The following is a 12,745-nucleotide window of genomic DNA, read 5'->3' on the forward strand; positions in this document are numbered from 1 at the left end:
TACTACACTAGCAATTCCATAACAATTAACCTAGTTCTCTAAACAGACCTTTATTACATATATATATTACTAGTGGATAACCAAAGAAAATAAAAAGATTGGTATGTAATGATATCCCTGTGTAAAATCTAGCCCCATAATAAGGAATAAATAAAAGGAAGTACGCCCCACATTGAGCATAAACTCCCTAATTAACAGATAGTGAGCCGTTAATCCAATATCACAATCCACCTCTGACTCGCAAGCTAGCTCCTTAATCTTTGTATAATGAATAACACTAACCGGGATCCATATTAGAGGTAAAGCAATTGCTGCCAATACATTAAAAATAATCAATGTTGAAAAACTCGGGAAAAATAAAAAAATAGTCATGACGGTCGCTAATATAGCACCTACATACGTTACCTTCATTCTACTTTTTACAAGTCGTGGACGGCTTATGAAAACAAGTGTTAAGATTCCTGTAATTGCAAATAATGTGTTTAACCATCCAACAATCGTTTCCTTCTGAACATATTGAAATAAGAGAATGCTGGATGCGAGTTGAATTATACTTTGAAAGAAACCAAAAGCCACTATAGAAACGAGAACAGCTTTATACTCCTTCCATATATCTTTATACCGTAAGGATGAAATATTGAAGTTGCTTTTATATTTTGGTGTAAATAAACTTATAATCACTTGAATAATCAACATAACAAATATTAATCGAAATGTTTCATTATAATCATAATAAAGAATTAAATAAGAAAATATTAATGGTGTTAAGACTGCGGTGATCCGGTTCATACCTTGCTCCATCCCCATAAAAAGTTGCCTATTTTCAGGGTTGGTTAATAATATTGAATAAAGATTAAATCCAGAATAATACAATCCTACAGCTGTACCATATAAAGTACCTAAAATGATAATATATCCTATTACATTCTCTTCTTTACTTATGAGTAATCCGAACACCGCTAGTAGAAAGGAAGAAGATAAAACAAACGTCATTCGACTATTCATCCACCTCATCGTATATGCCCCTATCATTGTTCCTATGAACACAGATACAAAAACCGAGGCATTGTATACTCCTATAGTAGAAAGACTTGCTCCTTGATTCCATAAAAAAATGTTTATATATAAGTTTGAAAAAGCTAACACACCTGAGAAGACGGTATTCATAAATAAAACAATAAAAATAGGATTTTTCATTATCAATTCACTCATTTCACGACTATTTTGTGTTATCTTCATGTCCGTTTTCTTTATTTTTCATGAATGTGTATACAAAATAGCCTCCACCAACAAAAATAACTACCCAAAAAATGGTCATAATTAATCCACCCATACCATAAAACATTATATTCTCCATTGTATTTTCCACTTGTATTCACCACCAAAAGAGTTGCTGAAGGCAACTCCAAAGTTATTTTATTCTCTTTTTTGCGCCACAAACTGAATAACATGTGACAAACCATTATGAAGTTCTCCTTCATTCCTTACAACCTCGCCCATAAAAAAGTGAACAATCCGCCAATCAAAAAAAACGCTTAAAAACTCTTCTGGTTTATAAAGTAGTTCTACGTTTTGTGGTCCTCCACTTTTGTATGGTAGCTGATAAACCGAATACACCTCTGAAATAAAATAACCACCTGGTTTAACTGCATCTTTAACACCTTCAAGTGTTTTTGTACGTAATGCCTCTGGAAAGTGACCAAAAATACAAATCAATTCATCCCACTGCTCTTTATCCCAGTTAGCTTCATTTAAGTCTACAAGCTTTGTTTGAACTGTTACATTTCTATCCTTGGCAAGCTTTTCTGTTTTAGCCAGTCCGGATTGCGCATAATCCCATGCAGTTACATTCATTCCTTGTTGCGCCAAGTAGACTGCATTTCTACCTTCTCCTTCAGCAATAGCCAATGCATCTCCTGATAGGTTTAATTTTTTATGGACATCCGCAAGAAATACGTTTGGATTAGTTCCATAAACATAATTCTCATTTTTAAATCGATCATTCCAGGAATTCATAGCTTGTTCTCCTTTGATTTAATTTTTTAGTCAATACTTTTTATTAATTGCTCCATCATTTCCTTATCCATCGGTCCGACAATTTTCTTTCGAACAATCCCCTGCGAATCAATTATATAACTTGTTGGGATCGTAAAAGCTTGATATGTTTCTCCTGTATCGCCTTTAGTATCAAGCAGTATTGGAAAAGTTAATCCATAATCTTTTACAAATTTTCCAATATCATTTGTGTTCTTTTCTGCAGTAGTTAAATTAACTGCTAAAATTTCTACATTTTCATTTTGTTGATCTAGATAAAATTCTTGCATATGAGGCATTTCAGCTTTACAAGGAGGACACCAAGTAGCCCAAAAATTTAAAATGACTTTCTTTCCTTTATAGTCAGACAGTTTTACTTCTCTTCCTTCTAAAGTCTGGAGTTGAAATTCAGGTGCCAAATTTCCTTCTTTTATTCCACTAATTAAATCATTATTTTCTATTCGATTGTTAAGGGAGGTTTCATCCATATTGTCTTTTTCTGAAAATGCATAGTCATATACTCCCCAACCTAAAAGACCAATCAAACCTACTAAGACGAGTATTTGTTTGTTCATAATCCCACTCCTTCAAAAATCGTGAATGTAGAGAGATAAGCACTGATCTTTTCCATTTGACCAGTGAATAATAACAATCCCATTATGATAAGGATTACTCCATTAACTAACGAAAGCTTTGGTAAAACCTTATTGATTCTTTTAATCACATTTAAAGAGTATGTCACAAGAAAAGATAACATGAGAAAAGGAATGCCTAGACCTAAGGCGTATATCCATAATAAAAACATGCCAGAATAAATCGTTTCAGTTGAACTAGCCAGTAATAAAATGGACGATAAAGCAAGTCCTACACAAGGTGTCCATCCTGATCCAAATGCTAAACCAAGGATAAATGATTTTAGAGAACTAGCTTTGGACTTCCTATTATAATCAAACCGTTTTTCAGTCATTAAAAACTTTATTTTAAACACACCAAGCATCTGTAACCCAAAAATAATGATGAGGAATCCCCCTATCATTTGAATTAATTTCTTATTATCTAAAAATATTTGTCCTACAACACTTGCTGAAGCTCCTAGTAACACAAATACAATACTAAATCCAAAGATAAAACTTATTGAACGAGAAAACAGGACACTCTTCTGGGTATTTACTTTTCCATCTTTTACTGAACCATCGGTTAAATGAGCAACATATGCAGGAATTAATGGAAACACACAAGGTGAAAAAAATGAAAGTACCCCTGCAGTTAATGCAAAAAATATTGTGATATTTTCCAATTCTTACCCACCTATCTTTCTACTGTAGTTTTCTATCCCAAAGGTAAAGAGACAAGATTATTAATCCTACAAAAAACCACTGCTCCATCGAGAAAATAAAAATCGTATTTTCATTGATTAGAACCAATGAGAGTATTATTTTGTAGAATGAAAATAAGACGATGACAGAAAAAAATGATTTATATGAGGATAGAATTTTTTGAACTAGAATGAGTATCAAATTAGTCAACGAATAAATGCCAAAAAGAACATGATAAATGAAATTATCCTCTACAAAGGTGGCGGATAAAAAGTGATAGACAGACAGCACTGAAAAACTAAATAGTAAGCCGTATTTCAAAGTAACTAGCATTGAAATATCTAATTTCCTTGCTTTATAAATAAAGTAGTAGATTGAAAAAATAATAGCTAAAATTAAGCCACTTCTTCCTCCTGTAAAATACAACAACGACAAAGGACTTTTTATTACTAATGAAGGTTCCGTAAGAAGTAAGCTACCTTTCCAAATAAAAAAGCCTAAAAACACGCTATTAGTTAATAAGTCAAATACTGCCTTATTATGTTCCCTATTCGGTAAGCGTAGGAGCAATACTTTTATAAAAACTATTCCAAATAGAATTGCCACTCCAAGAAGAAACCATTTAAGGAGAATCGTAAATGAACCGATTTGAATGATATCCATGGGTACCTCCAAAAAAATTGCTTGATGTTTACACAAAAAGGGGCTGTTTAGCCCCTCTTCTTAAAAGATTCTTTGAAACAAGACGATGACTCCTACCAGGAGCCAGACTAAAATCCCTGGTCATATGGGTGGGAAAAATGACCGTGATTTTTTGTTAGGAATTCCTCAACTACCTTTGCCACAGTTGTTATGATCTTTATTCATATTATCAGCCTACTCCATTACTTATTTTATAATTTCTCCCTGCCATTCTTGAATACCGCCACTTACACTTACAACATTACCATAACCATAGTCTTTTAAAATGTTTGCAGCTTGAAGACTTCGTTTCCCACTTCTGCACAATAGAACGATTTCCGCATCTTTAGAAAGACCTTTATAATCGGATTTTAATGTGCTTAGTGGAATGTTTTTCATCCCTTTAATATGACCTGCTTCATATTCATGGGGTTCACGCACATCAACAAAGATTATGTTACTTGATTTGGGATCCTGTAATTTTTGCTCCAACTCATTAATTGAAATTGTTTTAATGCTATTATTTTCAAACTGGGTATAGCCAAAATATAATACTAAAATGACAAGGGGTAGATATAATGCTATTGTTTTAATCTTCAAGGAAACTCCTGCTTTCAGATGTACTTATAGTGTAAGGACAATAAATTGCCCGCCACCCAATATGGTCTTGGTATAATCAATTTTGACATTATTAAAATATGGTTTACTTGTTTCATGTACTAAAAAACTTATGCCATCTTGTTCAATAATCTCATCATTTTCTAAAGCTGACTCTTCCAGAGCCAGACGAAGCTGAGGTCCCCCTCAACCAATGCCCATTGCAAGACGAATAAATGGTTTTTTTACATCTTTAACTTCTTGTTTTATTTTTGATATCGCAGCATCTGTAATTTTAATCAACGTTATTCCTCCTCAATATTTAAAAATGTACAAACAAATCCGCTGAAACTGCCTCATTTAAAACCCATTTAATGGGGACTTGCTCAGCTGGGTACTTAAATTGCGTATGGTCCTTTATATCTAAGTCCACCACATAAAATTTAACGCCAGATTCAACAGCTATCTCAAGTAAATCGTTAATTGAAGGTGCGTTAAAATCAGCTAGAGCATTAGACAAGTATTCAATTCCATCCGATGGAATAGGAATGTATTTTTGATCTAAAATGTTTACTCCTTTTCGTGAGAAGGCTAAGATCACATCAGCCCCGGATGAAGCAGCTCCAACAGCAACATTTAAAGGTGGGTAAGCAGACTCTAATTCATCATGAAGTGCTAAAACGACAACTTTTTTCGTATTCATGTTTAGTCCCCCTCTTAAAAACTTAAAACAGCATCAGCTTGGTAGGCTGTTTCTAAAAAGGTAACAACGCCCGCGAGTTCTGCCCCTTCTATTAATTCCAAACCATCAGCAATTAACACATTCATTTGACAACCATACAATTTAATTCCCGCATTTAAAGCCAAGTTAAAAAGTAAGGATAGATCTACTCCATGTGTTCTCGTCATTCTTTTTAAATAACGTTTATCTAAAACACGCGCTCCATCAAGATCAAAAAATATGGCGACTTCATTTTTTTGTTCAACCATTTCGATTGATTTCTTCAACACATAGGGAACATTTGAGCTTAACGATACAAAATAAACAAATTTCTTGTTCGTCATTATAACCCCTTCTTTCAAACCTACTATGAATACACTTTATTTTCCCCTGTTTTTACAAAATATCTAACCAAATCTTAACGGCAGTAGCTCCAATTAATAACGCTAAAATGACTTGCAACACTTTGGTATTTACTTTTTTTCCAGCCATTGCACCCAATGGGGAAGCAATTAAACTTGCAACGATCATAATAAAAGCTGGGAAGTAGTCAATTTGTCCGGTCGTAATTTTACCTACTGTCGCTCCGATTGATGAAATAAACGTAATCGCTAGAGAAGAAGCGATCGTCATTCTTGTTGGAATTTTTAATACCACTAACATGATTGGCACTAATAAAAAGGCTCCTGCTGCTCCAACGATCCCAGCCCCCACCCCTACAATAAGGGCTAATAGTGCTGCAAGCCATTTGTTAAATTTCACCTGATCTAATGGAATGTCGTCTATTCCCTTTTTCGGAATAAACATCATCACTGCTGCAATTAAGGCTAATATCCCATAAATTAAATTAATGCCTCCTTCAGACATTAACTTTGATCCAAATCCTCCAACAAAACTACCCACTAAAATACTAGCACCCATATACATAATTAACGTTTTATTTAAATATCCACCTTTTCGGTAAGCCCAAACTCCACCAATAGTTGCAAAGAATACTTGAATCGCACTTATGCCTGAAACTTCATGTGCAGTAAATGCTGCTAAGCCAAATAACGGTGGAATATATAATAACATTGGGTATTTAATAATAGACCCGCCGATTCCTAACATTCCTGAAACATATGATCCAATAAATCCTATTAAGAAAATCGTAATGATGAATCCAAAATCCATGGTGTTACCTCCTTTTGAAAAAAGGGAACCCTACATAGGCTCCCCTTATTTTTTAACCTTTTTTAATCCAAAATTTAAATACATCATTTTCTTCTTCATGCTTAATTAGTTCATGACCACCAGATTTTGCCCAAGCTGTTAGGTCGTTTTTAGCACCTTTATCAGTAGCATGAATTTCTAGAATTTCACCTGATGCTAATTCATTGATTGCCTTTTTTGTTTTTACAATTGGCATTGGACATGCTAATCCTTTTGCGTCTAATACTTTAGTTGCTTCCATTTCGTTATTCCTCCTAAAATAAGTTTTTATCGAACCGCACAACGGTTTGGTCCAATTTCCATTTCACGTTGTTTTTCATCATCTGGGTTAATTTTCCCCATGTTAGTTTCACGAATTTCTTGATACGCATTTGGTTGTGGTGGTAGGTTTTCTGTTACTAATTTTCTGAATTCATTTTCGTCCTCGATGTTTAGACCATGATTTTTTGCAAATAGTGTCCCTAATTTTTCTGATACACTACCATCGTCATTCAATTCATCAATGATCATAAAGTGCGCTGGTAGAACAACTAGTTCTTCTGAAAGCTCTCTGTAACGGATGTACAAACTTTCTCTTAAATCTGCTACCCAGTCTTCTGCCATCCCAGCTAAGTCTGGTCTGCCGATTGAATCGATGAATAGGATATCACCTGATAATAAGAACTGAGAATCCACAACAAACGATGTAGAACCAATTGTGTGACCTGGAGAATACAGGGCATGAATATCGATGGCAGTATTTCCGATTGTTACCACATTTCCATCTTCTAAAGGCTTATACTCAAATGTGACTTCTGTTGCATCCTTTGGTGGTAACCAATACGTAGCACCTGTTCTCTCAGCAATGACTCTTCCACCAGAAATGTGGTCAGCATGAAGATGCGTATCAAATACATGCGTAATTTTTGCACCAATTTCTTTTGCAAAATCAAGATAAATATCAGTCATACGAGTTGCATCGATGATAGCTGCTTCCCCATTTGAGACGACCATGTAAGATAGGCAGCCCTTACCGATACGAACGAACTGATACACTTCACCTCCATCGTTTAAGTCCCCGACCTTCACAGGCTCTAAGTACTCACTCCACGCTTTCATCCCACCTTGCAGGTAAGAAGCCGTTAATCCTTGTTCTGATAACATCTCTGCCACCATTAATGAAGATCCTTCTTTTGCACAAACGACTAAAACTTCTTGATTAGCCGGGATTTTATCTAAGATTCCTTCCACTCCATCCAGTAACTCGAAATACGGAATATTATAATAGTCGAAGTTTTCTCCTTCAATTTTCCAATCTTGAAAGTCACTTTCATTACGAACGTCTAGAATAAATAATGGTTCTTTATTAAATACTTTTTTTGTTACTTCTTTTGAAGTCATAGCCTTTACAGTCATATCATTTTACCCCCTATGGTATATTTAAATTCAAAAAAATAATTAATTTTTATTAAAACGTAAGAGTTACATCTGCATCTTTTGCAAATTCTAAAAAGGTTACAGCTCCACCCACTTCAATTCCATCCACAAATGCTTCCTTTTCTAATCCCATCACATCCATTGTCATTTGGCAACCAATGAATTTGACACCCATTTCTTGTGCCATTGCCACTAACTCAGGTATAGCTGGTACGTTTGCTTTTGCAAACCCTTCAGCAAAATGCTCTTTCCCCTCTGGCATTGGTAGTTGTGTGTATGCCTCTTTATGAATTAAGTTTAATCCTTCAAATGTAAAGAATATGGCAACTTCCTGATCAGATGCTGCTGCAGCTGTTGCGATATTAAAAACTTTATATGCATCAAATAATCCACCATTACTTGCTATAATTGCTACTTTACTCATTCTTAATTCCTCCTAGTTTCTTAATGCTAGCATTATATTATTTGGATCATAACCAACAACCCACTTGCCATTTACCTCTGTTTGAGGCACACCCAGTTGTCCGGTCTTTGCGACTAGTTGGTTCATAATCTCTGGGTTTTCTTCAACATTTACCTCTTTAAAAGGTATAGTTTGATCTGCCAAAAAGTTCTTTAGCATAACACAATACGGACAGCGTGTGGTTGTGTATACCGTTACTGTGCTCATATCAAATTTCCCCTCCTTATTTATTTAAACTATTGGTTTTGCCTGACCAAGCACTCATCCCTGGCACAACATTAATCACATTTGCAAAACCTTTTTCAGCTAATTTTTGAGCTGCGAGATCACTACGGTTTCCAGTTCGACACACCACATAAATCTCATCAGCTGTATTAAGCTCTGAAAGACGATCCTCTAACTCTCCTAACGGAATAGAGATGGCGTTTGGAATATGGTTGAATGCGTACTCCGCTGCTTCTCTAACATCGAGAACAACAATATTCTCGTTAACATCTAGTTTTTTCTCCAACTCTTCATTGCTTGTGATGTTAGGATGTTTTCTTTCAATTGTTCCATCATTGGAAGATTTTCTAAGGTAATGCTTTAACACATCTCCTTGTTCAATTGTGCCTAGATACTGATGTCCAGCGCTTTTTGCCCATGCTTCAAGGTCAGCTTTTGACCCTTTATCTGTTGCTTGAACCTCTAAGACTTGACCAGATTGTAACTCATTCATTGCCTTTTTTGTTTTGACGATAGGCATTGGGCAAGCTAGGCCCTTTGCATCTAATAAAAGATCTGTTTTTAATGAATTCATAATATAAAAACCTCCTGTTTATTACCCTTACGAGTATATTGACTTCTAAAAAAAATCACCTTATTTTGTTTCGCCTTCCCACGCAAGCATTCCGCCTGTCATGTTGGTTACCTTAAACCCATGACTTTCAAGAAATTGACAGGCGCGACCACTACGTGCACCAGAACGACAAACCATGATATAGTCTTGAGACTTATCTAATTCATGCATACGGAATTCTAATAACCCTAGTGGAATGTGGATCGCTCCTGGGATTTTCCCAGTTTCAACTTCATCCACTTCACGAACATCAATCAAGTTTAATGGTTGACCTTCTACTAACGATGTTTCCACTTCTTTTGCTGTTAGTTGTTTCATTTTCTCTCCTCCTTTTTATCTCCAGGCACTCATACCACCTTTTACATTTGTCACGTTCGTAAATCCTAATTTTTTTAATATTTTAGTAGCATTTTGACTTCTCATTCCACTTTGACAAATAACAACTACTTCTTTGTCTTTTGATAGTTCCTTCTCCGCTTTTTGCGCAAGTTGTTGGAGTGGGAGATTTTTAAATCCTTTAATGTTTCTTCCCTTAAACTCCCCAGGAGTACGTACATCAACAAATTGTTTATTCCTATCTTTTAATTCATTCTTTAAATCTGTTGTTGAAATCTGTCTAACACCTTTAGCCGGGATGATTCGTTTAATGATAAATAACAGAAAGAGTCCAATGATTAAATAATTTAGATATTCCAAACTTACTCCCTCCTTTTATGTAGGGGATAATCCCCCTAACGTGTTTAGATAAATAGGTTTACATTTCCATCTTCTGCATCAGCTAAATATGCAGCTACACCTGCATACTCGATATTATCTAAAAGTTCTTCTTTTTGAAGTCCTAATAAATCCATTGTCATCGTACAAGCAACGAGCTTAACATCTTGTTCTTTTGCCATTTCAATTAAGTCTGAAAGTGGCATTGCATTATGCTTTTTCATTACATCTTTAATCATTTTAGGACCGAAACCTGCAAAGTGCATTTTTGACAGACCCATTTTTTCAGCACCTCTTGGCATCATTTTGCCAAACATCTTTTCCATGAAACCTTTTTTCACTTCAATATCTTCATCCTTACGTAGAGCATTTAATCCCCAAAATGTGTGGAAAATAGTTACTTCATGATCATAGGCAGCTGCCCCGTTTGCAATAATATAAGCAGCCATTGCTTTATCATAATCACCACTAAATAATACGATTGTTGTTTTTTTTGTTTCTGTCATGTTTGTTCCTCCTCTTGTTGTTTACCCATTAGGGTATTTTTCTGTATAAAAAATTTTCCTTTTACCTTTACCCCTATGGGTATAATATTATTAAAAATAAAAGAGAGTGTCAACCCCTTTATTTCTATCTACTTCTTACAAGCAGATTGACAGCTTCTTTTAATAGTTCTTCTGTATTTTTCTCACCAATTTCTTCGGCGTTACGAACACATTCCACTAAATTTGAACTGACGACAACTCCAATCGTCCGATCAATCGCTGTTCTTGCTGCAGACAACTGAGTAATAACATCTTTGCAGTCTTTATTTTCTTCCATCATTCTCAAAATTCCTCTAAGTTGTCCTTCAATGCGCTTTACTCTGTTTTTCATTTGGTCGTTGTATTCCATCTGTTTTCCCCCTTAACAATAACTTTCTTTATTTAATTGATTTTCCTTTAATACTGTTTGTGTTTGATTTGTAATTAAATAGCCAACGACCTTAAAATCTCTTTTGCGTAAGAAACGAATCGCTAGATTCCTTTCAAGGCGGTTTGATGCCACTACAATCAAGTCACTTTTTGGGATTTCTGAATAAAACCTATTAAGGTATGCCACTGGAACATTGATGGCTCTTTCTATTGGGCTGTTATGAGACTCAATATAATCTCTTACATCTACGACTATTGATGTTCCCATATCAACGTGATTAGTTATATTTTCAACCCTAAAAACGGGAAAATGTCTTTTAAAAAGAGCAACAATAATGGCACTCATTATTATAGCAACTATCATATGCTGTCTCCTTTACTAATAAAAAAAGGAATGTCTTACAACGTTTATATTATACCCATTAGGGTATATTGTCAATACCTTTAAATTTATTTCTTTTTAACTTTGTAAGAATAATTTTGATTTATCAGATACCCTTCTTTTATTTGTGGATATATACCATTGATAACAAAAAATGAAGATTAGAAATATATCGATCACATCTCCACCATAATACATTAGCACTCCACCCATCTCGGCTTGGGAAATTGGTACACTCTTTGGGGGATGGGCATAAATATACTTTGATAGAATACCGTGGATGCCTGAGGCGATTATTAAAACAATAGAACGATAGAGGAAACTTGTTCTATGGGCAACTGGATCAATATAGATCATGGATACTGTAAAAAGGTATCCTGCTATGAATACATGAACGTGTATAAAGACATAAAGATATAAATTCCCGTGCATTTGTGCGTATAAGTCCGTTGTATAGAGTACCCATAGTCCTCCAATATTTAGAAGCGATGCGATAAAAGGATCACTTACAATGCGGACCGGGTAACTTTTTAATATCTGTGTAAACCGTCGTGCTAATTTCACAGACAGAGTTCTTAAAAAAAGCGTCATCGGTGCAGAAAGCGCAATAAGTAGAGGTCCTAACATCCCAAGAAATAAATGACCTAGCATGTGTATTTTAAGATCCATATGGGCTTGTTCAGCTACCGGTCCCACTACAGCAAGTGCTACAAACAGAACCCCTAAAAGCCAAGATAACGTTCGGTATGGCGACCATTTTTTATGCTTTCGATTGGATAAAACAACTCCCATTATATAAAGAATAATCATTAACACAAATACCAAAATGAAGAAATAATCTAAATAACTATAACCGGAACTATCAATGTGATTGTGATCCACTAAGAATTTCCTCCCCTTGGGATAATTGCTTTCTTGTGCGAAATACGAGAATCACCCCAACAATAATGAGTGCTACAGCAACTAAATTCCACACTAAGTCGTAAGGAAGTATTTCTACATTGTAACGAATCTGATGTATTCTCATGAACTTGTGTTGGATGATACCATCATACAAATTAAAGCCTCCAGCCCCAAGCAATATTCCTCCCCACCATCTTGCAAGCCAAAAAGCATTTCTGCGGCGAAGGTCTGCAAACATAAAAGCTGAAAAGATGGTCGCAAACCAACTAAAAGCATGAAACAGACCATCCGAAACTAGTCCAATATCAGTTGTTGATTTATCATAGAAGTGATGCCAGTGTAGTAGTTGATGAAAAACCGTTTCATCAATAAAAGCTACAAGACCAAGCCCAAATAAAAAGCCACCAAATAAATTGCGATTCGCAAAAATAAACTTTTGTTTTGAGTTTTTAATAATATTCATCCATTTCCCTCCTATATGTTCATATTTAATTATTTTGTCCATTCAACCATTACTTTTAAACAATAGGTGATGAAGAAGGATTTTGATTCTG

At 35.0% G+C, this 12,745-nt stretch carries 22 protein-coding genes; all 22 read right to left on the reverse strand.

The genetic code is table 11. The features are described 5' to 3' along the window. Nucleotides 1-69: 69 nt before the first annotated feature. A complete protein-coding gene (locus tag NYE52_RS24155; protein ID WP_016204384.1) occupies nt 70-1,239 on the reverse strand; it encodes an MFS transporter in 1,170 nt (389 codons plus the stop codon). Continuing rightward, nucleotides 1,220-1,369 carry a hypothetical protein gene (locus NYE52_RS24160; RefSeq protein ID WP_019380829.1) on the reverse strand — a complete coding sequence of 50 codons (150 nt, stop codon included), beginning with the start codon at nt 1,367-1,369 and terminating at the stop codon, nt 1,220-1,222. Before NYE52_RS24160 ends, NYE52_RS24155 begins: the two co-directional genes overlap by 20 nt. Nucleotides 1,370-1,416: 47 nt before the next feature. Continuing rightward, nucleotides 1,417-2,016 (reverse strand): class I SAM-dependent methyltransferase, encoded by a 600-nt coding sequence (locus NYE52_RS24165; protein WP_016204385.1) that lies wholly within the window; start codon nt 2,014-2,016, stop codon nt 1,417-1,419. Nucleotides 2,017-2,042: 26 nt separating this feature from the next. After that, nucleotides 2,043-2,609: a peroxiredoxin family protein gene (locus tag NYE52_RS24170; protein ID WP_016204386.1), complete on the reverse strand. Its 567-nt coding sequence runs from the start codon at nt 2,607-2,609 to the stop codon at nt 2,043-2,045. Beyond that, nucleotides 2,606-3,331 carry a cytochrome c biogenesis CcdA family protein gene (locus NYE52_RS24175; RefSeq protein WP_019380828.1) on the reverse strand — a complete coding sequence of 242 codons (726 nt, stop codon included), beginning with the start codon at nt 3,329-3,331 and terminating at the stop codon, nt 2,606-2,608. Before NYE52_RS24175 ends, NYE52_RS24170 begins: the two co-directional genes overlap by 4 nt. 19 nt (nt 3,332-3,350) lie before the next feature. Next, nucleotides 3,351-4,013 (reverse strand): hypothetical protein, encoded by a 663-nt coding sequence (locus tag NYE52_RS24180; RefSeq protein WP_016204387.1) that lies wholly within the window; start codon nt 4,011-4,013, stop codon nt 3,351-3,353. Between the two features lie 225 nt (nt 4,014-4,238). Then, nucleotides 4,239-4,631, reverse strand: coding sequence for a rhodanese-like domain-containing protein (locus tag NYE52_RS24185; protein WP_019380827.1), 393 nt, complete (start codon nt 4,629-4,631; stop codon nt 4,239-4,241). A 319-nt stretch (nt 4,632-4,950) separates the two neighbouring features. Then, entirely contained in the window at nt 4,951-5,331 is a 381-nt protein-coding gene (locus tag NYE52_RS24190; RefSeq protein ID WP_016204390.1) for a peroxiredoxin family protein, read from the reverse strand. A gap of 14 nt (nt 5,332-5,345) precedes the next feature. Continuing rightward, nucleotides 5,346-5,693 (reverse strand): DsrE/DsrF/DrsH-like family protein, encoded by a 348-nt coding sequence (locus NYE52_RS24195; protein ID WP_016204391.1) that lies wholly within the window; start codon nt 5,691-5,693, stop codon nt 5,346-5,348. A gap of 52 nt (nt 5,694-5,745) precedes the next feature. Further along, complete coding sequence (locus NYE52_RS24200; RefSeq protein ID WP_016204392.1) at nt 5,746-6,522, reverse strand: sulfite exporter TauE/SafE family protein; 777 nt, start codon at nt 6,520-6,522, stop codon at nt 5,746-5,748. Between the two features lie 52 nt (nt 6,523-6,574). Further along, nucleotides 6,575-6,802 (reverse strand): sulfurtransferase TusA family protein, encoded by a 228-nt coding sequence (locus tag NYE52_RS24205; protein ID WP_016204393.1) that lies wholly within the window; start codon nt 6,800-6,802, stop codon nt 6,575-6,577. A 26-nt stretch (nt 6,803-6,828) separates the two neighbouring features. Further along, complete coding sequence (locus tag NYE52_RS24210; protein WP_016204394.1) at nt 6,829-7,956, reverse strand: MBL fold metallo-hydrolase; 1,128 nt, start codon at nt 7,954-7,956, stop codon at nt 6,829-6,831. A 52-nt stretch (nt 7,957-8,008) separates the two neighbouring features. Continuing rightward, nucleotides 8,009-8,401: a DsrE/DsrF/DrsH-like family protein gene (locus NYE52_RS24215; RefSeq protein ID WP_016204395.1), complete on the reverse strand. Its 393-nt coding sequence runs from the start codon at nt 8,399-8,401 to the stop codon at nt 8,009-8,011. 12 nt (nt 8,402-8,413) lie between these two features. After that, a complete protein-coding gene (locus NYE52_RS24220) occupies nt 8,414-8,647 on the reverse strand; it encodes a glutaredoxin family protein (protein WP_016204396.1) in 234 nt (77 codons plus the stop codon). Between the two features lie 16 nt (nt 8,648-8,663). Next, entirely contained in the window at nt 8,664-9,239 is a 576-nt protein-coding gene (locus NYE52_RS24225) for a sulfurtransferase TusA family protein (RefSeq protein WP_016204397.1), read from the reverse strand. A 60-nt stretch (nt 9,240-9,299) separates the two neighbouring features. Continuing rightward, nucleotides 9,300-9,596, reverse strand: a complete 297-nt coding sequence (locus NYE52_RS24230; protein ID WP_016204398.1) for a rhodanese-like domain-containing protein — start codon at nt 9,594-9,596, stop codon at nt 9,300-9,302. A 15-nt stretch (nt 9,597-9,611) separates the two neighbouring features. Then, entirely contained in the window at nt 9,612-9,974 is a 363-nt protein-coding gene (locus NYE52_RS24235; protein ID WP_016204399.1) for a rhodanese-like domain-containing protein, read from the reverse strand. A 44-nt stretch (nt 9,975-10,018) separates the two neighbouring features. Next, nucleotides 10,019-10,498, reverse strand: a complete 480-nt coding sequence (locus NYE52_RS24240) for a DsrE/DsrF/DrsH-like family protein (RefSeq protein WP_016204400.1) — start codon at nt 10,496-10,498, stop codon at nt 10,019-10,021. A 124-nt stretch (nt 10,499-10,622) separates the two neighbouring features. After that, nucleotides 10,623-10,886, reverse strand: coding sequence for a metal-sensitive transcriptional regulator (locus NYE52_RS24245; protein ID WP_016204401.1), 264 nt, complete (start codon nt 10,884-10,886; stop codon nt 10,623-10,625). Nucleotides 10,887-10,898: 12 nt separating this feature from the next. Beyond that, on the reverse strand, nt 10,899-11,270 hold the full coding sequence (locus tag NYE52_RS24250; RefSeq protein ID WP_016204402.1) for a rhodanese-like domain-containing protein: 372 nt from the start codon (nt 11,268-11,270) through the stop codon (nt 10,899-10,901). A 96-nt stretch (nt 11,271-11,366) separates the two neighbouring features. Next, nucleotides 11,367-12,170 carry a cytochrome c oxidase assembly protein gene (locus NYE52_RS24255; RefSeq protein ID WP_016204403.1) on the reverse strand — a complete coding sequence of 268 codons (804 nt, stop codon included), beginning with the start codon at nt 12,168-12,170 and terminating at the stop codon, nt 11,367-11,369. Continuing rightward, the gene (locus NYE52_RS24260; RefSeq protein WP_016204404.1) at nt 12,151-12,654 is read right to left on the reverse strand and encodes a DUF2243 domain-containing protein; all 504 of its coding nucleotides are present in this window, start codon (nt 12,652-12,654) and stop codon (nt 12,151-12,153) included. The genes NYE52_RS24255 and NYE52_RS24260 overlap by 20 nt, the downstream gene beginning before the upstream one ends. Between the last annotated feature and the right edge of the window lie 91 nt (nt 12,655-12,745).

It is taken from the genome of Niallia sp. FSL W8-0635 (assembly GCF_038007965.1).
In the GTDB taxonomy this organism is placed as follows: domain Bacteria; phylum Bacillota; class Bacilli; order Bacillales; family Cytobacillaceae; genus Niallia.

What these genes read in the sequence shown, in the direction of transcription:
- NYE52_RS24205 (WP_016204393.1), bottom strand. Translation starts at nt 6,802, where the DNA reads ATGGAAGCAACTAAAGTATTAGACGCAAAAGGATTAGCATGTCCAATG.
- NYE52_RS24260 (WP_016204404.1), bottom strand. Translation starts at nt 12,654, where the DNA reads ATGAATATTATTAAAAACTCAAAACAAAAGTTTATTTTTGCGAATCGC.
- NYE52_RS24190 (WP_016204390.1), bottom strand. Translation starts at nt 5,331, where the DNA reads ATGAATACGAAAAAAGTTGTCGTTTTAGCACTTCATGATGAATTAGAG.
- NYE52_RS24210 (WP_016204394.1), bottom strand. Translation starts at nt 7,956, where the DNA reads ATGACTGTAAAGGCTATGACTTCAAAAGAAGTAACAAAAAAAGTATTT.
- NYE52_RS24215 (WP_016204395.1), bottom strand. Translation starts at nt 8,401, where the DNA reads ATGAGTAAAGTAGCAATTATAGCAAGTAATGGTGGATTATTTGATGCA.
- NYE52_RS24170 (WP_016204386.1), bottom strand. Translation starts at nt 2,609, where the DNA reads ATGAACAAACAAATACTCGTCTTAGTAGGTTTGATTGGTCTTTTAGGT.
- NYE52_RS24250 (WP_016204402.1), bottom strand. Translation starts at nt 11,270, where the DNA reads ATGATAGTTGCTATAATAATGAGTGCCATTATTGTTGCTCTTTTTAAA.
- NYE52_RS24240 (WP_016204400.1), bottom strand. Translation starts at nt 10,498, where the DNA reads ATGACAGAAACAAAAAAAACAACAATCGTATTATTTAGTGGTGATTAT.
- NYE52_RS24245 (WP_016204401.1), bottom strand. Translation starts at nt 10,886, where the DNA reads ATGGAATACAACGACCAAATGAAAAACAGAGTAAAGCGCATTGAAGGA.
- NYE52_RS24200 (WP_016204392.1), bottom strand. Translation starts at nt 6,522, where the DNA reads ATGGATTTTGGATTCATCATTACGATTTTCTTAATAGGATTTATTGGA.
- NYE52_RS24180 (WP_016204387.1), bottom strand. Translation starts at nt 4,013, where the DNA reads ATGGATATCATTCAAATCGGTTCATTTACGATTCTCCTTAAATGGTTT.
- NYE52_RS24220 (WP_016204396.1), bottom strand. Translation starts at nt 8,647, where the DNA reads ATGAGCACAGTAACGGTATACACAACCACACGCTGTCCGTATTGTGTT.
- NYE52_RS24225 (WP_016204397.1), bottom strand. Translation starts at nt 9,239, where the DNA reads ATGAATTCATTAAAAACAGATCTTTTATTAGATGCAAAGGGCCTAGCT.
- NYE52_RS24155 (WP_016204384.1), bottom strand. Translation starts at nt 1,239, where the DNA reads ATGAAGATAACACAAAATAGTCGTGAAATGAGTGAATTGATAATGAAA.
- NYE52_RS24195 (WP_016204391.1), bottom strand. Translation starts at nt 5,693, where the DNA reads ATGACGAACAAGAAATTTGTTTATTTTGTATCGTTAAGCTCAAATGTT.
- NYE52_RS24230 (WP_016204398.1), bottom strand. Translation starts at nt 9,596, where the DNA reads ATGAAACAACTAACAGCAAAAGAAGTGGAAACATCGTTAGTAGAAGGT.
- NYE52_RS24165 (WP_016204385.1), bottom strand. Translation starts at nt 2,016, where the DNA reads ATGAATTCCTGGAATGATCGATTTAAAAATGAGAATTATGTTTATGGA.